A 22,440-nucleotide genomic window follows, 5' to 3' on the forward strand; every position below is an offset into this window, starting at 1 on the left:
CCGACCTGTACTGATAATCAGGCTTTCAGCGTATAGCGCAAAATCTCGACGATCTGCTCGGGTGTGGTCGCCCAGGCCTGCGCACTGGCATCCACTTCTTTCAATGGGTGGATGATGTCCTCGGCATGCAAAGTCACATAGGGTTTGCCCAAGGCGGCACAGAAGCCAGCATCAAAAGCAGCATTCCACTGCTTGTACTTGTCCCCAAAACGCACCACGACCAGATCCGCCTGCTCAATCAGGGTTCTGGTACGGATGGCATTGATTTTGGAAGACTTGTGATCACGCCAAAAACCTTCGCTGGCCGGCCCTAGGTGATCGCCTGCGGCATCGCTGGCATCATGATCGGTGACCGGGCTGGTAAAGGTGATATCCAGTCCAACGGCCTTTGCGCCTTGGGCAATCTGCTCGCGCCAATCCGTGTGAATTTCGCCAGACAGATAAACGGTGTAAGTCATTACGCACTCCATAAAGAAAAGCCGGACGCCTCTTCAACAGGCGCCCGGCGCATTCAAACCCGTCAAACAGGCGGCTCGTACCTCTGGATACGGCTCCTTGATTAGCGAATCGGAATGGCGACAGGGCGCAAGGGAGCGGCGTCACCACCACGGATCTTGAGCGGGCCACCGATAAAGGCGAACTCATAGACCTTGTCCTTGGATAACTCATCCAACGCAATCAGCTCGATAATCGGTACACCTTGCTGTGCCAGCAGGTACGTATGCAAAGGCACGTAGTCGTCGGGCACTTCGGAAGGGAAGGTCTCAAAGCTCAAGTTGTCTGCACCCACAATCATGGCGCCGCCTTCTTCCACCAGATAGCGAGCGGCATCCAACCCCATGCCGGGAGGCGCATTCATATAGGCTTGGGGGTCGTTAAAGAGCTTCATGCGCCCAGTACGGATCAGGACAATATCACCTTCTTTCAGCACCGTTTTTTGGCGGGCCAGGGCATCCTTCAAGTCCTGACGCGTGATGCGGTATTGGTCAGGCAGCATGTCTACGCCTTTGGCGGCGGCCACATCAATCAAGACACCACGGGCAATCAAGGGCGGGAATTTTTCGATACCCGTGCGGTTCCAGCCACGGTCACCCAGATGCTCATCAGCCTTGAAGCCATTCCAGATCTTTCCATGAATTCCGAAATGATTCAGGGCATCGATATGTGTCCCCGTATGGCTGTACATGGAAAAGGCCGTGCCCGTATAGCTACGCACCGCGTTCATGTCCTTGCCAACACCCATCGGGTCATCCACTTCAGTCCCACGAGGGGTGTGCGTCATCCAGAACTGATAGTGCGGGTCACCCGCATCCTGCCAGCTAGGCATGCCCAGGTAGTAATCAGTCGCCAAGTCATAGACTTTGCTGCCATCCAGGCGGGACAAAATGGCCGCCCGGGAAGCAGGGGTGATCAGATTCAGGCGGCCAATTTCATCATCCGGTCCCCACGGGCTGATGCCTACTTCCTGAGCACTAAGAGACGGGGTGTTGCTCGCTTGGTGGGGGGAATGGGCCAGGGAGACGCTCATGCTGCTTGCGCCAACCAACAATAAACCGAGAAGACGGTGAGAGAAACGAATCGACATGGGATGTCCTTAGAGGGAACGTAAGTAAGAAAGAGGGGAGGGCCGCGTTTACAGCAAGGCGAGCAAACGGGTTTTGAGCATGTCGGCAGGCTGGGTCTGCAAGCGAGCAAGCTCCTGGCCTGTCTCGCGCGATGACACCAGGACGGTGGGGATGGACTGGATACCCATCCTGGCGGCTTGAGTGCGATCGGTTTGAACCCGCTGATGAGCAATATCGCTATCCATGGCGCTCAAAAAGGCTTCACCACCAAAACCTTGAGCCACGGCAATCGCCAGCAGGGTGTCCATATCGCCGATATTGCGGCTCTCTACCAGATGCGCGCGCTGCACGGCATCAAAGTAGTCCCAATGACCTTGCTCACCAGCCAGCAGATAGGCCGCCTGACAAGCCAAGGCGGACGGCATACCGTGGGGATACTCGAAGCTCTGTGCCTGCATGCCCTCGATATTGATGGACTGGGTATCGTCGTGTTGAGCGCAGGCGGCCCAATGCCCCAGGATTTCACGTTTGGCGCGCTCCATGGAGCCGAAGGCCCGCAGCATTTGCTCACGACTGTCTTGCAGAACAAAGGTATGGTGGCGGACCTGGATGCCCAGGTCAGCAGCCACTTGCCGCAGACGTGGCGACATGACATAACACCATCCACAGACGGCATCATGGAAGAAATCAATAATTAAGGGGGAGACCAGCGGCTGAGTCGTGTCAGGGTGTGTTTGATCGTGCATTGTGATGTCCTTGTAAGATGGACATCACAATAGCGTTCCCCGGAGCGGAGAATAAGCACGTGGCGGTGCAGACAGTTTTTACTCCGGGTTCAGAAAGGCCTGTTTACCGGGCTTTGGACATGGCATCGGGCAGTTGAGCGGCCAGATAATCCACGAAGGCTTTGACCTTGGGTTGCAAGTGTCGGTTGGTCGGATACACGGCATAAATATGCCGTGGCTCATTCACGAACTCGGGCAAAACGCGTTGCAACTGCCCGCTGGCAATGGCCGGATCTGCCAGGAAGGAAGGCAGGGCACCAATACCCAAACCTGCAATCAGAAAGTCGCGCAGCATTAGGCTGTTATTTACCTGACTATGCTCACCTGAAAACAGCAAGGCCGTACTGCCAGGAGCCGGCGTGTTAGGGGCACTGTCAAAATCACTATCAAAAACAATGCCTTGGGTATGCGCCAGGCTGTAGCTGATCATTTTGTGATGACGTAAATCCTGCAGAGTCTGGGGTTGACCATGGAGCTTCAGATAAGCGGGGGCCGCGCAAAGCTTTTGCTCGATGGTGGCCAGACGACGGGCAATCAGGGTGGAATCATCCAGGCTGGTGCGCAAACGCACCGACACATCAAAACCATGCGCAACCGCGTCCACAATCCGGTCTTCCATGACCAGCTCCAGCTTCAGGTCCGGATACTTGTGCAGAAAATCCGTAATCAAGGGCGACAGAACACTAAGCGCAAAGGACAGGGGCGCATTGACGCGCAAGGTACCCGCCACGCGCTGAGATTGCTGTTTGACCGAGCGCTCCAAGGCGTCCAGCTCATCCAGTAACCGACAGCATTCGGCATAGTAACTGCGGCCGGTTTCCGTCAGACTCATGCTGCGTGTGGTGCGCTGGATCAAGACCGTGTCCAGATGCGCCTCCAGGCTCCGCAATTGCTTGCTCAAGCCGGCTGCCGATATCCCCAAGTCCTCGGCGGCCTTGGCCAACCCGCCCAACTCCACAATGCGCCGGAAAGTGCGCATGACATTAAACGTGTCCATAAGGGATAGGTGCTCCAACAATCATCTATAGCAGGGCTTGGGTCGGACGTGCTCCTTGGAACTGGCGCACCGCCACGTCAGGAGACGTATCCTACCGCATTGCTGCTGGCGTTTAACATCTGATTTTCCAGCCTCCGCTCAGGCGAAAGCCCTTATTTCCAACCCAAACTATGAGATTGCTCCAGCGCCCGGTGACGTTGATCATCATCGGTATGCAGATAGATATTGGTCGTGGCAATGGACTCATGGCCCAGGGTGTCACGGATGATGCGTAAATCCACGCCTTGATCAGCCAGATGAGAGCCTGCTGAATGGCGCAGCCAGTGTGCCGAAGCCTGCTCCAGAATGCGGGCCTGAGATTCCTGGTCTGGATGCAAATTCCGCAAACGGTCAGCACTGCCTTGAAAAACCTGTTTGACCAGTACATGCGCCATGGCCCGCGTCAGATGTTTGTCACTGGCGCCAGCCGACATTAATAAAGGATAGGGCTCCAAGGCCTGCGGGGCACCCTGCAGAGCATGCGCTTGCCGATAGCGCATCAACTCACTAAACAGCTCCTGCGTCAAAGGCACACGACGCCATTTATCGCCTTTGCCGTGGATATGCAGCCACCACTGGGCTGTCGCTCCCGCATCGGCACGTTCTTGAACATCGGCCATACGTGCCTGAACCAGTTCGGAAATACGCAAGGCACCACCATAAAGGATAGAGAAAAGCCAGCGTACACGCGCCTTGTAGCGCAACTCGCTCTGCGTATCTTCGGGCAAAGCCTGAATGTAATCCTGCACCCAACGCCATTGCAGCCGGCTCAAATATCGCTGCTGGGAGGCAGTGGTTTTCTTTTGTCGACGACCTTGATGCGACAAGGCCAAAGGATTGCCCGCCAAATACCCCGCCTGCACCAGCCAGCTAAATAAAGAGTTCAGGATCAGTACAGCCTGATTCCGGCTGCTTTCAGACAAAGGCCCGGCAAAGGGCCGCCACGCCGCATGGTGACGGGCGGGGCGGGCGCGTCCTTGAACCACCCAACGATGAGCTGGTTGAGGGTCTGCCAAAAACAAACGATAGGCCAGGATGTCTTCCAGACTAAGCGAGGACAGATCCTTGCGACGCTCCAAGACGGCCCACAACAAAAGCCGCTCCGCCTCCTTGCGATAGTTCGCATAGGTGCGAGGGCTATCTATATAGCGCGCCAACCAGGCTCGCAACGCCTCTATATCTGTTTGCGCCTCAATCTGCGCCCGCCCACCGATAGAACGGTTTGCGCCTTGCCGCCCATCAAAACGGGCCAGTAATTGAGCAATATCGTCCGATCCCAGTTCTGTTGAGGGCGACGTGTTGACTATTTCCATGGATAAGCAGAAAAACAGAGGCGTTAAGAGAGCAGAGAAGGGTTTTCAAACCCGTCCCTGTGCAATCCGGCCTTCTTAAGGCCATATATTTGACATTATAGAGATAATGTCAAATTATAGAATTCAATTTGTTGATAATTTTATATATTACGTTGTATTATTAATTAAATTATCAACAAAGGTGGAAAAATGGAGCAAAACCAGCCCAATGAGGGCCAAATCTTGGCTGATGTGGCCCAATTACGCGATCGCTTCAGCCATACGCAGACTTTGTACAAAGAAGTGGCTGCGCTCCTGTTTTTTCGCTATGGCGTCACGCCTACGGCCAACAAGCTGTACCAATTGGTGCGTAAAGGCAGCATGAGTGCTCCAGCCCAGGCTCTCCAGACGTTCTGGGAAGATTTGCGGGACAAAAGCCGGGTTCGGCTGGATATGGCTGATATGCCAGAAGAATTGCAAAGCCTGACGGGAGACCTGCTGGGCCGCATCTGGCAAGAAGCCATGGGGCACTCGAAACAGCAAATGCAGCATTACCAAACCCAGGCTGATGAACGCGTCGCACAGGCTCAAGCCCTAACCCAGGAAGCACAACAGGCACTGGAAGTAGAGCAGGGCGCCTTAAAAACGGCTCAAGCCAACATAGAACGCTTGAAAGAAGCACTACAGACAGCCGGTCAGGAGCAAGCGGCTCTGAAACAAGACTTGCTGCACGCCAAACAACGCCAAAACGAGCTGGAAACCGAAAAGCAGTTGGTTCAACAAGAGCTGCGCCGCCAAAGCGAACAGTTCACCCAGGATTTGGAGCGGCTGCAAAAAGCCATTGAGCTGACCGAGGAGCGCGCCCAGGCCAACGAGCGCCGTGCCTTGTTGGAAATCGACAAGGAACGCTCCATTCAAACGCGACTACGTCAACAAATAGAAGAGGCCGAGCACGCGAACAAAACCCAGCGTCAGGCTCACGAACAAGAGCTGAACCAGCAGCAGGATCAAATGCAGAAGCTGCGCCAGGAGCTGGGGCAAGAGCAGGGCGAGTGTCGTGCCATGCAAGCAGCTCTGGATATCAGCCATAACTTGGCCAAAGAGATGCAGGGACAACTACAAATGCTGCGCACACGTACAGCCTTGCTGGAGCGAGAAAATGAAGAAGCACGCAAGAAAGCCCAACTGCTCAGCCAGCAACTGGAGCAAGCTCAGGCCCAGCCAGTGCGGCCCGTACGCTTAAAGCGGCGCTTGATCAAGAACGATCCTGAACAATGAAGAGCCCATTCAGCAGCCTATGCCAGCATGCACTAGGATAGGCTTGGCGCGCTTTCAATCACCGAAAAAGGTGTCGGCAGATTTAGCGGGATTTCAATCAAAAATCAGGCAAAGCCCAGCCCAGCCTTGAATGAACGAGCAGCCGAACCGAAGGCAAGGACAGTTCATCGTCTTCCTCATGCTTTGAAGCCCTTCGTCCTCCTGCTTCGAATGCCATCATGAATGGACCACTGCGTGTAACGGTCTGTTTTAGCGCAAACGACCAATAGCAGCCTCGTGCTAAGCTTTTACCCATGCTGCGCGCACCCATTTCATCTCGCAAAACCATAGGCTGGCTTTTAGTAGTCAGCCTTATTGTTTTGTTTGCCAGCATCGGCCTGGGTACCAGCTTTGCCGCGCACGCCACGACTCAGAACGCGGCTCACAGCACCGTTCAAGGGCACCACGCCTCGCCGGGGCAATCTCACCATAGCGCTCCCAACCATTGCAGCACCCCGCAAAAAAGTGGCTGCTGCGCGTGTCTTGCGACACTGATTCCACCGCCTGAAGCGATTGTCTTGCAGCCCGCTTTCCCTCCCGTTCCTTTGCACCAAGACTACCTCTCCCGGTTCATTGGCCCCGCCCAGCCACCTCCGCGCTCGTCCTGATCATCTCGTTCTAATTACCGCCCCAAGCCTAACAAGCCTGTGCTCACTAGGCGTGGGCAGCGCATGTATATTGATGATTAATAGGGATAAACCCATGAAACGACGCGATTTTTTCAAACTCACCTTAGGTGCCAGCCTCTTGAGCAGCCTGCCTATACGAAGCTGGGCACAGGGCATGATGGAGCACCACGGATCCATGCCCGCAGATATGCCCGGTCACGACATGATGGCTCGGCAAGGCTTGATGCCGGTCGAAAAGATGCCGGCAGGTCAGGCACTGCAAGCTCTACCAGTGCTGAAAAACAGTAGTCAGAAAAAAGGGCTGTTTCAGGCGAAAATTACTGCGGCCGCCCACCAACGTGTGCTCGCCGATGGCAAAACCACCGAGCTTTGGCTATACAACGGCCAGGCTCCCGGCCCACTCATCGAGCTGTACGAAGGCGATCAAGTCGAAATCGAGTTTGAAAACCAGCTGGATCAAGCCACTACGATTCACTGGCACGGCTTGCCCGTACCCTCGGATCAGGACGGGAACCCACAGGACGCGGTCTTACCAGGACAAAGCCGCTACTACCGCTTTACTTTGCCCAAAGGTTGCGCCGGCACCTACTGGTATCACCCGCATCCGCATGGAAAAAGTGGTGAGCAAGTCGCGCATGGACTGGGCGGGACAATTATTGTTCGCTCTTCCAAAGACCCATTGAAGGACTATGCGGAACAACATTGGGCGATCAGCGATTTGCGGTTGGACATCAATGGCCATATACCGGCCAACACCGGCCCGGATTGGATGAATGGCAGGGAAGGGCAGTTCGTGCTGTTGAATGCTCAACGCCAGCCGCGCATCCAGACCAGCACAGCAGAACGTATTCGCGTCTGGAACTCCTGCTCCACCCGTTATTTAAGACTGCACATCCCCGGCGCCCAGCTGATTCAAGTTGGTACAGATGGTGGGTTGCTGGAACAGCCTTTGGCCGCCGCAGAGTCTATTTTGCTGGCACCGGCTGAACGGGTGGAGTTCTTTATCCAAGCGGAAAAAAACCTGGAAAGCAGCTTGCAAGCCCTGTATTACGACAGGCAAAAAATGATGATCAAGGAAAAACCCGAGACCTTGACGCTGGCAGGGCTGACAATCCGCCATCAGGAAATCGACCTGCCCGAGCAGCTACGGACAATTCCGGCGATTCCTGCTGCCGCCAGTACCGCAAAAGTGGTGTTCAGCGAAGTCATGCCCATGAGCCACGACATGCCATCCGGGCACGGCTCTGGCATGGCGGCCTCGCCCGGAATGAACCATCAGGGCATGGGGGGCATGGACCAGGAAACCATGATGCCCGGCATGGCAGCCATGCGCTCCATGTTCCGCATCAACAATCAGGTCTACGACATGAACCGTATCGACCTGCGTTGCCCGACAGGGCAGTGGCAGTACTGGGATGTCATCAACGACTCCCATATGGATCATCCTTTCCATCTGCACGGAACGCAGTTTCAGGTTCTGGCACGTCAAACCGGCAACAGGTCCGTCCCGGAGCCATTCCGTGCCTGGCGAGATACCGTCAATCTGCGCCCCAACGAGACCGTCCGACTGGCATTCCGACAGGAATTACCAGGCCTGCGCATGTTTCATTGCCACATTCTGGAGCATGAGGACCTGGGCATGATGGCGCAGCTAATGGTGGAATAAGGCTTAACGTTGAAGTTTTGAAAACGTCCGCTCCGCAAGGCTGTGTACCAGCGGGGCGGACAAAGCCGTCCTGCTTGAAAAAAACCCGGCGTCGCCTGCATTACAATACCGCTTTTGAATTTCTCATTTTCAGCGGAGCACGCGCCATGAGCCTGTTGGGCACCCCTTTATCGTCGTCGTCGGACAAAATCATGCTCTTGGGCTCGGGAGAGCTGGGCAAGGAAGTGCTGATTGCGCTGCAACGCTTGGGGGTAGAAACCATCGCGGTAGACCGCTACGAGAACGCACCCGGCCAGCAAGTGGCCCATCATTCGCGCACCATTACCATGAGCGACGCCGAGCAACTGCGCGCCCTGATCGAACAAGAAAAGCCCACCCTGGTCGTGCCCGAGATTGAAGCTATTGCTACCGGCGTGCTGGAAGAGCTGGAAGCCCAAGGCAAGGTGCGCGTCATACCAACCGCCCGTGCCGCTCGCCTGACCATGGACCGCGAAGGCATTCGCCGTCTGGCTGCTGAAACACTGGACGTTCCCACCAGCCCCTACCAATTTTGCGAATCGCTGGCAGAACTGCAAGCCGCTATCGACGATAAGATCGGCTACCCCTGCGTGGTCAAACCCTTGATGAGCAGCTCGGGCAAAGGTCAAAGCAAGATCAGCGGGCCTGATGACGTCGCCAAAGCCTGGGAGTACGCCATGGCCGGCGGCCGCGTTAGCCAATGCCGCGTCATTGTGGAAGGCTTTATTGATTTCGACTACGAAATCACTTTGCTGACCGTCCGTGCCGTCGGTGCAGACGGCCAGATCGAAACCCAGTTCTGCGACCCCATTGGCCACAAGCAAGTAGATGGCGACTACGTAGAGAGCTGGCAGCCTCAGCCCATGAGCCCCAAAGCCCTGCAAGGCGCACGCGATATCGCCCAGGCGGTCACCCAGAACCTGGGTGGCCAAGGCTTGTTTGGCGTAGAGCTGTTTGTGAAGGGCGATGAGGTATGGTTCAGCGAAGTCAGCCCCCGCCCACACGACACGGGCATGGTCACCATGGCTACTCAATGGCAGTCCGAATTTGAGCTGCATGCACGCGCGATTCTGGGCCTGCCAGTCAATACGGCCTTGCGCATGCCCGGCGCCAGCGCCGTGATTTACGGTGGCGTAGATGCGAAAGACGTAGACTTCCTGAATGTGGCCCAAGCCCTGCGCATCCCGCAAACCGATATCCGTCTTTTCGGCAAACCCGAGAGCTTTGAAAAACGCCGCATGGGTGTTGCCCTGGCAGCAGACACTGACCTGGAAACGGCCCGCGCCAACGCTCGCCAAGCCGCTGCCACCGTCAAAGTCCAAGCCCGCTAAAACAAGGCGTTTTCCACCATGCCCATCATCATCTTCCTGCTGTTCATAGGGATTATTGCGGCGCTGGTCTATGGTGGAATGCAGCTCTTTAACCTGGTCAGCGCCAGTGCTGGTGCCATCGCCGCTATCTTGAGCCTGTTGATAGCGGCGGCCATTCTGGTGGCTCCCTTTATGGTATGGCGACGCCGTTATCTGGCCATCCACGGTAAAAAACAACAAGGCCAGCGCATTGTAGAACTGGCTTTACCCGATGGCTCGATACGCCTGGATGCCTTGCAAAAGCGTGGTCAGATTCAAACCGGGCAGGGGGCACGTGCCTTTATTTTTGCGGATATTGAAGCAGTAGAGCCACAGGGCAGGGGGCTGACACTTATATTGCGTAATCCCACCCAACGCTGGGAGATTCAAACCAGCCACTTTGCTGAGGCCAAACGCTGGCACAAGATCCTGAACCTGGCTGCAAAACAGGATTTATAGGGCCAGCATCAGTCCTGCAGCACATAAAAAGCACCCGCAGGTGCTTTTTTGTTTGTTTTTTGTTTGGTTATTTTGGCAAGATAGCCAAGCGAATACATCAATAGCGGGCTGCCGTCCTTAGACTTGCTCACTAACTTGATCCGACAAGGCCGGCTCATTGAGGCTGATCATGTGCTCATCCAAAGACTCCAGCGTTTCCACAACGGTACGCAGCACCTGAATACGCGCCGCTTTTTTGTCCTTGCTAGGCACAATATGCCAAGGCGCCATGTGAGTATCAGTCTGGGCAAACATCTCCTGAGCCGCACGTTGATACGCCGTCCATTTCTCGCGATTACGCCAATCCTCTTCCGTAATCTTGTAAGCCTTAAAGGGCGTTTCCTCGCGGGCCTTGAAGCGCTTTAGCTGCTCATCCTTATCAATATCCAGCCAGAACTTGATCACCGCCGTGCCGTTGGCCAACAATTGCGCCTCAAACTCATTGATTTCCTCGTAGGAACGATGCCAGGCAGCGCGGGAGATCAGCTTCTCCACTCGTTCCACCAGCACACGACCATACCAGGAGCGATCAAAAATGGAGATTTCTCCCAGACGCGGCAACTTGCGCCAGAAACGCCATAGATACGGACGTGCCCGTTCCACCGCGTTAGGAGCGGAAATAGGGAAGATATCGTACATCCGCACATCCAAGGCTTCAGTCAAACGGCGAATAGTGCCGCCTTTACCGGCCGCATCGCGTCCCTCAAAGACCAGTACCAAAGAATGTTTGCGGAAGGCTTTGCTACGTACCGCGCAGGACAAACGGCCTTGCCAATGCAAAAGCTCGGCATCGTAATCCAACACAGGCTCCACGGGAGGAGGGGACTGCAAGCTGGCAGTCGGCACATTCAAACGAAACGGGAACGCATACGGCTCTTTAACTTGTCGCGGGACAATGGGTTTATCCAAAGCCTGCAACACGACTTTTGCCAAGGACACATCACGCAAGTTCTGATCTGCGCTGGGGATCACCACCCAGGGAGCGTAATTTCTGTGGGTCAGATTAATGGTTTGTGTGGCCGCATTGCGCAATTGCTTGAATTTCTTGTGAACCTTCAAGTCTGCCTTGCTAACACGCCAAGCCGTATTTGGGTCAGCCATCAAGGTCGTACAGCGGGTCAACTGAGCTTGAGCGGAGAGGTGGAACCATAGTTTCAACACCTGCACGCCTTGATAGGCCAGTTGCGCTTCAAAACGATTGATCAAATGGGTGTATAGGGCGATCTTGGTCGGGTCCGGTTTTTTGCGGCCCAGCTCTGTCATCAAAGGGGCATACCAGGAACCAAACACCAAACCCGTCTGACCACGAACCGGCAGCCGATTCCAATAACGCCACATTAAAGGCCGCATGGCTTCCTCTTCATTGAGCGCACCAAAAGCCAAGGTGTGTACGTAGCGAGGATCCAACCAACTGTTCAAGGTATTGATCGCAGAGCCTTTTCCCACACCATCCATCCCGGCTACCACGATCAGCAAGGTTTGATCTGCTTTTTGCAGACGCTCGTACTGCTTTAGCAGCAGCGCTTCGCGCAGCGCGTCAATCTGCGTCTTGGCTACGTCATCACTCAAGCTGGGATCGCGTTCGGCAAACTGTAGTACATGGCCCATCGTGCTTCGCTCCGTTTCACATAGCTCGTCACTATAACCATGCAAGGGGAGACTTAACTACCTTGGGGGGAAATAATCTGCAGAAAAACAGTAGCCAGGACGAGCGTGGTAGCGATTCTTTAGAGGTAGATACAAAGCACTGCTATTTAGTGACTTTACATAATATACATTATGCGTTAATTATTAGCGAAATAAACAAGAGGTCTTTATTTGTCCCACACAGCAATCTCGCAGGACGTTCAACCAGCTTATCTTCAAGCAAAAAGGCACTCAATACAGTCGGAATCAGGCCACTTGTCTTTGCCTCTGTGAACTCGACTTGCGCTCAGGATCTCCTCACTGAAAAAGCCCTATAGAGTCGGCATTACTTGGCCTGTCTGCTAGAGACCGGCTAAGTGCTCAGTGGCTGAGGCTTATTTTATAGACGCACTTAAGCAACATGCGTTTTTAAAAGATAGCTTGGGCACTAATTAAGAAAAACAATCTGGACGTGGTGTCAACCTGGCAAGGGCCACCCACATGTTGGGCTCTGAACCGTGTGTGTAAAGCGCAAGACCAGGCGTGCGCGACATCGCTGACGAGTCTGGGCATTGCCGGACCAACGCCATTCTATCGGGACCGCCGCCCTGCTCCGGTCTATCCTGCAGCGCAGACCTCCTCGTCGATAGCCGTGTTTTCTGCACGATTTGACGTGCGTTGAGCCCCCGAAATCCTCGAAAATCCGATAACAGCCAATTAGCGCACGCCTCGTTTGATCTGGGTGTTGCCACAACCGCGTAATAAATCAGAGGCCTAATTAGTTTTGTTACAAGCCGACGCGGCCCGCGGCATGCCTTGTGTTCGCGCGGCCAAGCTTGATGGGTTCCTCATAGCGGTATTGGGGATCAGGTTTCCTTCCCAGTTAAACCAAAAATAAACGCCTGCAAACCAGAATGAAGCCTTTTGTTGCATCACTCGTACATTTACTAACGCAGAGTGCAGTCGGCAGGGATGGAAAACAAGATGGGAATGCAGACGGGGATCTCGAGACAGGGTCCCAACCGAATTGAACTCTATTGTTTAGGAACCTTTCGTTTGTTGATCGACGGGCAGGACCGCAGTCACCTGTTAAGTTATGACAAGGTCAAACTGCTGCTCGCTCTTCTGGTGCTGGCGCAGGGTCAGGCGATAGCACGAGTCAGGCTGGCCGATATGCTCTGGCCCGAGAGCGACCCCGAGCAGGGGCGCGCCCGGGTGCGCCATGCATTGTATGTGTTACGTCAGGCATTGGCCCCCTTGTCCAAGGTGCTGCGTAGCTCCACGGCAAGCCTAACACTGGAGTCCGACACGGTCTGGAGTGACGTTCTGTACATAGGCAGCTCCACGGCGACCGAGCTGGACGAGGCGCGCAACAAACTAAGCTTGTATCAAGGCCATTTCCTGGACGGCCTTAAACTGCCCAGTAGTGACAGTTTGATGAACTGGCACAACAACTGGAATGCACGCCTAGACATCGAGCTGGCGCAATGCCGACACCATCTGATCAAGGCCTTGATGGCCAGCGAACAGCAGCAAGCAGCCTTGGCTTATGCCAAGACCTGGGTCAATCTTTGGCCCGAGGATGAATCCTGCCATCGCTTACTAATCCGACTTCTGGTGCAGGACAATGATCATGACGCGGCCATGCTGGCCTATCAACAATGCTGCGATGTGCTGCAACAGCGTCTGGGTGTACTACCTGATGCACAGACGCGCGCCTTGTTGTGCACCGGCGCAAACGCGGCACCCGCCTTACACGGACCGTCCGATCCCGACGGCTACCACTTTCGGGCCATGGCCACGGTGGCCATTGCCATAGGCTGGCGCCCCAACCCGGACAGCAGCGACGATCCCATGGAGACAGATTACGAAACCAGGACCTTTCTCCTGCGCGAAACGCATGAGCGTGTGGTGCGCCATGCTCGCGAACACGGGGCTTGGATAGAGCAGGAGCATAACGCCACCTTGCTGGCACATTTCGGCTACCCTGCCATCAATGAGCGTCCTGTGGCCCCTGCTTTGACGCTGGCGCGCACGCTAACCGGTCTCAACCGGCCAGCCCAAGTCAGTCTCGGCCTGGCCGTTCATGCCGATGTACTGCCCATTGATCCGACCACGCCCATCAATGCACACCATTTGCTCTGCCCATCAGTCATTTCCCTGGCCTGGCAAGCGGACAACGGTGCTGTCTTGCTCAGCAGTCAGGCGGCTGCACGCCTGTCGTCCTGGTCTCTGGAGTCCTTGCCATCGGGCAAAGAAGCGTCCTCATACCAGCTACGTCTGAGCGAAACCGCTACCGATACCGGCCGCATTCACGGCCGGCTGCGCGAATTCGACATTCTGCTTCAATATTGGAGCGGTCGTCTTAGCGCGGCGCCACGCATGCTGTTGCTGCATGGCGATACAGGAATGGGCAAAACCAAGCTACTGCGTTCGCTGCAGGACTATGTGCGCAATGTGGAAGGTGCCGTCGTGGCGCTGCAGACCCAGGAAAACGACGTACGCAGCCCTTACGCGCCGGTACTGCGCTGGCTGCAAAAAGAGCTGCGATATGTCACACCGGATACGCCCAACACCCGTAGCAGCGAACAGGAGGCGCAGCTACATCAACGATTAATGGCCCAGTACGACCTGAGCCTTGCGCAGGCCGATACTCTGCATCAGACCCTGATTGAACCGTCAACACTTAGCCAGAGCGCGGTGCGCGAACAAACACAACACGCCTTGCTTGCCCTGCTGCACGCACTTTGTCGGAACCAGACCTTGTTGCTGACCTGGGAGGACCTGCATTGGTGCGATGCCGCCAGCCTACAATTGTTGCAGCGTCTGCTGGCAGGCGAGGAGCGGCTGCGCATTGTGGCTACCTCACGCCAGACCTTGCCTGAGTCCTGGCCTGTCCTGCCCTTGCGTATTGGCGCACTCGCTCACCAGGACTTGAATGAACTGATCAGTCAGCGCAGCCGCTCCATCAAGCTGCCCCGCGACATTCGCACGCACGTCATCGAGCGCAGTGAAGGCAGCCCCATGCTGGCACGCGAACTGCTGCACTTATATCAGCTCGGTCAGGATCTGACCCTGGTGCCACGCTTGCTAGATCAGTGCGCCGCGCATTTGCGCCGCCTGACCCCACTACAACGCGAACTGGCCTACCTGGCTGCCCTGCTGCCCGATATTGACGAGTGCGTCGCCAGCCGCTTGCTGGAGCAACCCCAATCGACCATCCGCGCCACCTTACAGATACTGGAGCAGCATGAATGGTTGATACCCACCAAGCAATCCCACTGGCGCTGCCCCGATATACTGGGCAACTGTCTGCGCCACCTCATTATCCGTCCCGAGCGCGAACGGCTCGGACGACGGCTGGCCGAACATATGGTCGAGCATAATCACGCGCCATCGGCTATTGCCACCCTGCTGGGACAGGTTCGCTACCAAGACACGGTCCAGTGGTGGCAACGCGCCATTGAGCACGCACTCGAACACGGTCAGTTACAGGAAGCCGAGCGCTGCCTGTCGCAGGCCCTACGCAGTCGGCGCTTTATCGCCGATCCCACTGTACATTCACAAACCAGTTTTGCACTGCACCTGACCAAGGCCTCCTTGAGCACCGCCGCCACCGGCCCGGCCTCTCCCCGTTCGGTAGAAGCCTTCGAGCAGGTCAACGAGCTGCGGGACCCCGAACAGCCCCTGACCTTGCTGGCCAGCCTATGGGGCGAATGGTTGACCCGCCACAATCGGGGGCAACTGGACGCCTCCTTGCCGATTGCCGAAAAAGTACTGCGCCTGTCCCAGGATCAACTCAACGAGGCCTGGCAAGGCTGGGCCTGGTACGCATTGGCCCAGCATCGCCTGTGGCGTGGCGATCCGGCACAGGCAGAAGCGTTGCTGGTGCGGGCCCTGCCGTTGATCGGCATGTCGGCCGAACCCCAGGATGCCCAGGCCCTGCCATCCCAGAAGCCCTCGCAGGCGCTGGCCTATACCTCGCTGGGATTGTGTCAGGCCTTGCAAGGCCATTTTTCCACTGGTTTGCAAAATGCCCGCCACGCCATCACCCTGGCCAGCTACCACCACCATCCTTTGGCGGGCGCCATTGCCTCCCGGTTACATCTGATGCGTATTTACTATCTGGCAGGAAATCTGCAGGAAATGGCTCAGGAGAGTTTGGCATTGACTGGAACGCAGTCACCGGCCAAGCCCGATACGGTCTGGATTGCACTGGCGCAGATGCATCAATTACTACCCGCTGTGCTACAGACCCGCAACGCGGACCTGATTGAGCCCATGCAGGCCGCGATCGAACGTATACGCATGGATATGCCTGTTGCTGTGGAAGGACAACTGTGCATGCTGGCTCGCGCCCTGCTTAGCCTGGCGCGCGACGACGCCGCGTTTGCCGTATTGGCCGAAGCCGAACAGATCAGCGAACAACACGGTTCCGTGCTGATGCTTCCAGAAATACAGTGTCTGCGCGGCGATATCTGGCTACAGCGCCAATGCCCGGACCTGGCCAGCCAACACTGGCAGCAGGCCCGGGAAAGCATGGACCAGCATGGGCTGCTGGCCTACCAGCACTGGCTTAACGATCGCCAGGCACTAATTCCGGGTTGACCCGCAAGGCCTGGGCAATCTGCCCGGCCACGATGCGGGCTTGTTCGCGGCTGTCATAAACCGGGCTTTGCACCCGGTACAGATCTTTGCGTCCCGGACGAGGCAAGGGAATCTGCACGGCGTCAATCCCCAGCGCATCCAATTGCTCCACGGCAGCGCGGGGATCGGCAAACACCCCCACCTGAACACGCCAGCCCTGCTGCGACCGCTCCTGAGCCGGCGTCGCTAATGAGGCCGCCACTTGCTCGGGCGCAGGTTTGGCGGCCCGTTTTGAAGCGGGCTGAACAGCCTGCTTTTGCGGTGCCGGTGCAGTCGGGGCCGAATCGGGCGGCAATGGTCCCTCCTCCTGAAACACCGTTACTGGCGAACGCCAGCACTGGGTCACAATGCGCTCGGGCACCAGATCCTGCGTCCAGCTCGGTTGCGCCATCGGACTGCTCACGCCGGACTGCGCCTCGCGCAGGGTCAGCAATTGCTCGTTGATCTGAGCCTGTCGGGCCTGAATGCGATGCAACTGGTTCACGTTATCCACCAGATTACGTTGCCCCTGCAAACGCCAGTTCAAGACCAGCCACTGTACGCCGGCATCGATCAGACGCTCTTCTTGCTGCGGGAAGTCGCTGGCCTGGAAACGGTGCTCACCACTGCTGAACTCGTGCAAAAAGTCGATAAAGCCTTCTGCGCCCGGATAGACCCGCTCCAGCACAAAGCCTGGAAACTGAATCTGCAGCACTGCATCACCACACTGCCCCTGTGCCCATGCAAAGGTAGCCCTGGAGGGGAAGTTGAAGTTATCCAGCCGCGTCACACCGCTGGCACATTGCAAACTCAGGCGGGTGCGTTGAGGCAATTGACGCGCCCCGGTGTTGAGCAGCGGCGGCTCGGCATCGATCACAACGGCCGCGGCCAAGGACTGAACCGCTTTGGCCTGTTTATCCAGCTCAGCCAGCTCCTGCTGCAAGGTTTCGATCTGGCTACCGCGCACACGCGCCGCCTGTTCATCGTGCAGGCGCGTTTCGGCATGCGCCACCTGCCGCGCCTGAACGGCGTTCGCGTAGGCATAGAACTGCCCACTAAGCGGCATGCTCTGCCCCAGCGCACTGCGCGGTCCGTAACTTTGCGCATCACGGCTCACAAAGTAGCGCAAATCACCCTGCAAGAACTGAGGCACGGTGCCACGATCACCGTACAACAGTTCATAGGCCAGGACGGGACTGCGCACACCCTGTACCACACTCAAGACCGAAGCGGCCCATTGATCCTGCAAACCGCAGGCGGTGCGCCGGGCGGTGTAATCCAGCACCAAGGCCAGCGGACCACGCATCAGAGTCCACACGGCATCCTCACGGGCTGTATCGCGCTGCAACTGGGTGCGCAAGTCATCCAGACTGTGTTGGGCATCGTGCAGCAACGACTCTTGCACTTGCGGGTCCTGTCCAAACCCCCAGGTCTGGCGTGCCAGTTCCTGCGCGCTGCCCGGCCCCTGCAACAAGCGCTTGATCGCATCGGCAAGTTGAGTCTGATAGGCACGCAACGGCGCAATGCCCGCCAGACTGGCGCTGACGCCCTGCACGCTTTGTGTCAACGACTCCCCCTGCTGCACCGAGCGCAGCCCCACATGCCCCAGTGCATTGACGCGTTGAGCCTGATCCAGCCAGCCTGCCAGACCCTCCTGGGCGGGGGCCTGACGGGCGGCCAGACGCAGTTGCTGCAACGTCAGCATGCTAGCCACCCAAGCCGGGCGTTCTCCGGCAGGCACCTGCTGAAACAGCCCATCGACCGCTTCAAAAAGACGGGCATAGGGATCAGCCACTGAAAACAGACTGCTGATGGCGCCATCCCAATCCGATTCGGTCTGCAAATAAAAACGGGCATCGTTAAAGCGCACAATGAAGCGATACCAGGCGTCGTAGGACAGTTGCCGGAAACCCTGTTCCAGCACATCACTTTGCCCCATCCAGAAACTGCGCTCACCCGAGGCTTCGGCCAGCTCCTGGACAAAACCCGAGATCGCTGCCGTACCGGTCTGCGTCAAACCGGCAGCGATCACAGGCGCCCTAGCATCGGGCCGGACACTCCAGAAATCCGCCAGCGTAATCGGGCGGATGCTGTTTTGAAAATCCGCCCAGGCCAGCAACCAGGAGGGCGAGCGAGCACGCAAGCCCAACTGGCGCAGCGCAGCCTGCAACGCATCCAGCTCCCCTTGCAGTTGAACCCGCTCGGGGGACCAGCGCAGATAATCCACATATTGTTGACCAAGCAGCACACCCGTCTGCAGACCGACTTGCCGGGAGGCCGAGTCGCCATACAAGGTCGCCAGCTCCATGCCCGGCAAAGGCCGACCTTCAAGCGGGCTGCCGCGTAACTGGCCGGCCACCAGATTGATGCGACGCACCAAATACTGACTCCAGGCAGCCACTTCTGTCTCGCTGCCGCTACGACTGACGCGTGGCAGATCCTGCACAATCAATGGGTCCAGAAACGCCTGCAGGATTTCGCGCCGGAACGCATCCACAAAACGTTGCTGGTAAAACTGCTGTACCTGGCGCACATGGCCCTGAAACGGCAACCAGGCCTGGATGCCGTGATTGGCGCTGTCCAGCCTGCCAATGGCACTGCGCCAGATATTGAGCGACTGCACATCTTCGTCCAGCGCACCCTTTTGCATGCGTGTTTCGAGCTGCTGCAACGGTTGGGCCGCAAAGGCTTGCAAACTCGAGCGGGCACGTTCACTGGAGTAAAACAAGCCGCCTGCCAGCGCACCACACAAGAGCAGCCAGGCCAGAACCAGAGAATGACGCAACACACGGCGCCAGGGCGACCAGCGGTCGAAGACTTGCCAGCCATACCGGCAAGACGGCAGGATGCGATCGAGCACGTCGCGGGCAAAGGCAATGCCTTCACGAGTTTGATGCGGAGTGCGCACCTGCCAGTACAGGCCACGCAATAAAGGGGTGGCCGAATACGGCGTGGCCTCGAAAGCCGGGGCCAGCAAGTCTTGCAGGATGGCTTGTTGTGCCGCGATACGTTCGGGCAATTCAAACACCGGCGCAGGCTGCACTCCATGCTGACCGAGTACAATCCGCAATTGCGCCATTCGTCGCCCCACGGACTCGAACGCCTGCGCCAGAAACTGCAGCGAGCCCTGCTCGGCCCCTTGTCCGCCCACCATATAGCCCAGCGCCTGATCGTAGACCTCGGGCGGCAATTGCTGCAGCCAGGCAGACAGACCGGGAACCTTCTCGCCCCCTTGCAACATCAGCCAGACAGGAATGCGCGCCTGAAAAACACGCGCCAAGGCATCATGGCGAGCCCGCATCTGCTTGCCCGCCGCCTGCAACTGTTCCTGATTGGCCTGCAATAGCCAGGACAAGTCGATATTGAAAACCAAGCCGTTAAGCGGCTCGCGTCGGCGCGTGCGCATCAGTTGGTGCAACAGACGCGACCATGCCGCTTCTTGGGCCGTGTGCTCATCCGCGCCGAGCACCGGCCCAGCCCACACCATGACACTGGCTTTCATGAAAAACCAGCCCACGCCCTGATCCAGGCCTGGCCCCGCTGCGGGCAGCGATTGCACCGCGAGCCGGGCATAATCGTCCTGAGTCTGGCAAGGTCCAACATCCAGGCTCAGCATCCAGGGCAAGGCATACAACGATGAACGCCGTCCCCCCAGTCGTGCCTGACGCAGCACCTGCAAGCCGGCTCCCCATTGGGCGTCAAACGCGGCATGCTGGCTGCCCACCACACGCGGCATGTCGCGCGCCAGACGCCGGCGCAAACGCCACGCCAGCCAGCGCCGACGCAGCCCCGCGGCCAGCCAGATCAGCAATAGTGCGACCAGCACCAGCGTTGGCAAGGCCCACAGCGGCCAGCCCTTGTGCATCACATACAACCAGGCCAGCCCCGTTAGCACGAGCAGCAGCGCCAAGAAGCCCAGCACACGCAAACTTCGTTTCAACATATCAATGGTCCATCAACAAAGCGCTGGCCAGATTGGCCAGTGAGTGATCCAGATACAGATACAGCACCAGCACCAGCAGCAAGGGTGCCAGCAGCAGCGTCACCGTGTATCCACTGGGCCGCCCCGTCAATCGCCCGGCTGGCCGCGGGGGCGTGGCCTGTCCGGTACCCGACTGCGGAAACAGCGCCTGTCCCGCCGCAAAACCCGGCATGCCCTGCTCATGACGTATCTGCTCGAGCAACTGCACTCGCCAGGACTCAAACTCACCGGGCGCGCGCGCCGCATATTCACCCTGGAATCCGGCAACCAGCACCAGGCCGTACACCTCACGCACCTGCGTGGCATTCTCGGGCAGAGCCTGCAGCCGTTGATAAAACTCGCTGCCAGCGCGCGTGGTGGCAAAGTAATGACGCTGCAACGGCGTCAAACGCCAGTGTCCGGCTCCGGGCCAGGGACTGGTCATGGCCGCCTCGTCAATCCAGGCCACAATGGCAAACAGGGCGGCGCCGACCTCGGCCTGTTCATAGCCGCGCTCACGGGCGCGCGCGCAGGCCTGATCCAGCGCCTCGATCAACGCCGCACCGCTTTGGGCTGAATCGGCTTCCTGAGAAAAGTGAGTACGCGCCTGACGCATGACCGTCAAAAAGAAAGAAGCCAGGCTACTGTCCTGTATCACGGGCATCGCGCTCACCATTTGCTGACAATCAGTTCAATCTGCAGGTTCTCGGGCGCGCCCAGCGCAACCAAGGACACTGCGCGTGTCTGCTCCAGTGCCGCCCAGCCCGGCGACATGGGATCGATGTAGCAGTACAAGGCTCCCGGACGACGAGGAATGCCGCGTGGCGGTTCGGCCAGTTTGAGCAGCTCGACCCCTCCCAGCGAATGGGTCACCATCAATTCAACCTGATCGGGAGCACACAGCTTGAAGTCGCCCGCCAGCGATTGCAAACGCTCTTGCTGCTCGACTCCGGCATAGGCCACCAGGTGATAGCGTTGCCGAGCGGCAAAAAACGCGTCCGGCAGCTCAGCCTCGTACAAGCCTGCGCTGGCGCCAACAGGCTGCAAACGGATCAGCAATTCAGGAGCCGCAACAATTTCATTGAGCAAGGCGCTGATCAGGGTGCTCATGGCGTGAAACCCCGCTGCCAGATCTTCGTGCTGATACGGCGGGGCCAGCACCTTGCCGTCCCGGGTCTCGCCCATCATGTCGTAGCGTTCCGAGAACGTGGACAGCTCGCCGACCAACTGCCGCAACAAGCCGTAGACCTGCCAGGGATGCGTCTGCGGGGCCTCCAGCACATGATTGAGCATGGGGCCATAACGATTGAGCACCTGCAAAGCCACCAGCAAGCTCAGGTGGTTACCGTCCAGATCCTCCGTCCTGCCCAAGCCGCCAGGTTTAAAGACTTCCAGCTGCCGTGCGCGTCCGGTCAGCTCGTCGCGGATGCGTCGTATCGTCTCGATCAGCCAGGGACTGGCCGACAAATTCAGGCTGGGGGGGATGTACTGGCGCTGCAAGCGCGCCTGATCCCCGTCCTGCTCCAGCCGCGCCACAGCCAGCAGTTCATAGTGACCCAGCTGAGGCAATTCCTCGTCCCAGAACACGCGCAAGACGTAATTCATCAAGTCCAGTTGCCCCTCAGGGCCCTGCGCGTAATCATCCGCCACCGTGACCGGATCGGCAGCCGCCACCATGCGCGTGCTCACCGTCTGAGCCTGGCCCGGATCGTCAACCACACTCACATTGGCCTGGCCAGGCATCATGCGCCGCAGTCCAAGGTACACCGTACGGCCAGTGGCCAGATCCGCCAGTTCAAAACCGCGCGACTCAATCACGGCATTGCCGGGATACTGAATGAAACTGCCGTCGCGCAGCCGCGCTGTTAAGGCCAGCACCCTGAAATCCAGCGTCTGCAATGCCGCCTCGTCCAACTCCAGTTGCAGCACACCCCATGGGTACGGCTGAGTCTGGGCCATGAATAAAGCCAGACGCTGGTAGAACAGATTGTCGTTATGCTGGAAATGCTGGGGCTGCAAAAACAGACCCTGGTGCCAGAAGATCGGTTGCAAAGGATGAACGCTCATGAAAT

15 protein-coding genes are annotated in these 22,440 nt (G+C 57.6%); 5 read left to right on the forward strand and 10 right to left on the reverse strand.

Going from position 1 to position 22,440, the window contains the following annotated elements; translation table 11 throughout:
* Positions 1 to 17: 17 nt before the first annotated feature.
* The 5 genes from CA948_RS05135 to CA948_RS05155 form a co-directional block, all read right to left on the reverse strand.
* Positions 18 to 458: a YtoQ family protein gene (locus CA948_RS05135; protein ID WP_094196712.1), complete on the reverse strand. Its 441-nt coding sequence runs from the start codon at positions 456 to 458 to the stop codon at positions 18 to 20.
* A gap of 101 nt (positions 459 to 559) precedes the next feature.
* Positions 560 to 1,528 (reverse strand): cyclase family protein, encoded by a 969-nt coding sequence (locus CA948_RS05140; RefSeq protein WP_420866720.1) that lies wholly within the window; start codon positions 1,526 to 1,528, stop codon positions 560 to 562.
* 105 nt (positions 1,529 to 1,633) lie between these two features.
* A complete protein-coding gene (locus tag CA948_RS05145) occupies positions 1,634 to 2,311 on the reverse strand; it encodes a DsbA family oxidoreductase (protein ID WP_108727502.1) in 678 nt (225 codons plus the stop codon).
* Between the two features lie 103 nt (positions 2,312 to 2,414).
* The gene (locus CA948_RS05150; protein WP_108727503.1) at positions 2,415 to 3,347 is read right to left on the reverse strand and encodes a LysR family transcriptional regulator; all 933 of its coding nucleotides are present in this window, start codon (positions 3,345 to 3,347) and stop codon (positions 2,415 to 2,417) included.
* A 152-nt stretch (positions 3,348 to 3,499) separates the two neighbouring features.
* A complete protein-coding gene (locus CA948_RS05155; RefSeq protein WP_108727504.1) occupies positions 3,500 to 4,699 on the reverse strand; it encodes a tyrosine-type recombinase/integrase in 1,200 nt (399 codons plus the stop codon).
* Positions 4,700 to 4,888: 189 nt separating this feature from the next.
* Here CA948_RS05155 and CA948_RS05160 point away from each other — a divergent pair, with 189 nt between their 5' ends.
* Positions 4,889 to 5,956, forward strand: a complete 1,068-nt coding sequence (locus CA948_RS05160; RefSeq protein ID WP_108727505.1) for a DNA-binding protein — start codon at positions 4,889 to 4,891, stop codon at positions 5,954 to 5,956.
* A 338-nt stretch (positions 5,957 to 6,294) separates the two neighbouring features.
* Here CA948_RS05160 and CA948_RS17835 read toward each other — a convergent pair whose 3' ends face one another.
* Positions 6,295 to 6,426, reverse strand: coding sequence for a hypothetical protein (locus tag CA948_RS17835; protein ID WP_257790043.1), 132 nt, complete (start codon positions 6,424 to 6,426; stop codon positions 6,295 to 6,297).
* A gap of 271 nt (positions 6,427 to 6,697) precedes the next feature.
* On the opposite strand from CA948_RS17835, the gene CA948_RS05165 reads away from it, so the two are divergent.
* The 3 genes from CA948_RS05165 to CA948_RS05175 all read left to right on the forward strand — a co-directional run bounded on the left by CA948_RS05165 (position 6,698) and on the right by CA948_RS05175 (position 10,116).
* On the forward strand, positions 6,698 to 8,290 hold the full coding sequence (locus tag CA948_RS05165; protein ID WP_108727506.1) for a multicopper oxidase family protein: 1,593 nt from the start codon (positions 6,698 to 6,700) through the stop codon (positions 8,288 to 8,290).
* A 146-nt stretch (positions 8,291 to 8,436) separates the two neighbouring features.
* The gene (gene purT, locus CA948_RS05170; protein ID WP_108728710.1) at positions 8,437 to 9,639 is read left to right on the forward strand and encodes a formate-dependent phosphoribosylglycinamide formyltransferase; all 1,203 of its coding nucleotides are present in this window, start codon (positions 8,437 to 8,439) and stop codon (positions 9,637 to 9,639) included.
* Positions 9,640 to 9,657: 18 nt separating this feature from the next.
* Positions 9,658 to 10,116 (forward strand): hypothetical protein, encoded by a 459-nt coding sequence (locus CA948_RS05175; RefSeq protein ID WP_094196716.1) that lies wholly within the window; start codon positions 9,658 to 9,660, stop codon positions 10,114 to 10,116.
* Positions 10,117 to 10,233: 117 nt separating this feature from the next.
* Here the strand turns inward: CA948_RS05175 and pap are convergent, their stop codons facing one another.
* Positions 10,234 to 11,763, reverse strand: coding sequence for a polyphosphate:AMP phosphotransferase (gene pap, locus CA948_RS05180; RefSeq protein WP_094196717.1), 1,530 nt, complete (start codon positions 11,761 to 11,763; stop codon positions 10,234 to 10,236).
* A gap of 1,074 nt (positions 11,764 to 12,837) precedes the next feature.
* Between pap and CA948_RS05185 the strand changes: the two genes are divergently transcribed.
* On the forward strand, positions 12,838 to 16,389 hold the full coding sequence (locus CA948_RS05185; RefSeq protein WP_159086122.1) for an ATP-binding protein: 3,552 nt from the start codon (positions 12,838 to 12,840) through the stop codon (positions 16,387 to 16,389).
* Here the strand turns inward: CA948_RS05185 and CA948_RS05190 are convergent.
* The 3 genes from CA948_RS05190 to tssK are packed head-to-tail and all read right to left on the reverse strand — an operon-like array spanning position 16,358 to position 22,435.
* Positions 16,358 to 20,350, reverse strand: a complete 3,993-nt coding sequence (locus CA948_RS05190; protein ID WP_094196772.1) for a type VI secretion protein IcmF/TssM N-terminal domain-containing protein — start codon at positions 20,348 to 20,350, stop codon at positions 16,358 to 16,360. The two genes, CA948_RS05185 and CA948_RS05190, sit on opposite strands and share 32 nt — an antisense overlap.
* A gap of 1 nt (position 20,351) precedes the next feature.
* Positions 20,352 to 21,032 (reverse strand): DotU family type IV/VI secretion system protein, encoded by a 681-nt coding sequence (locus tag CA948_RS05195; RefSeq protein ID WP_081050039.1) that lies wholly within the window; start codon positions 21,030 to 21,032, stop codon positions 20,352 to 20,354.
* A 5-nt stretch (positions 21,033 to 21,037) separates the two neighbouring features.
* Complete coding sequence (tssK, locus tag CA948_RS05200) at positions 21,038 to 22,435, reverse strand: type VI secretion system baseplate subunit TssK (RefSeq protein ID WP_003799839.1); 1,398 nt, start codon at positions 22,433 to 22,435, stop codon at positions 21,038 to 21,040.
* Positions 22,436 to 22,440 lie beyond the last annotated feature (5 nt).

It is taken from the genome of Alcaligenes aquatilis, assembly GCF_003076515.1.
GTDB lineage: Bacteria > Pseudomonadota > Gammaproteobacteria > Burkholderiales > Burkholderiaceae_B > Alcaligenes > Alcaligenes aquatilis.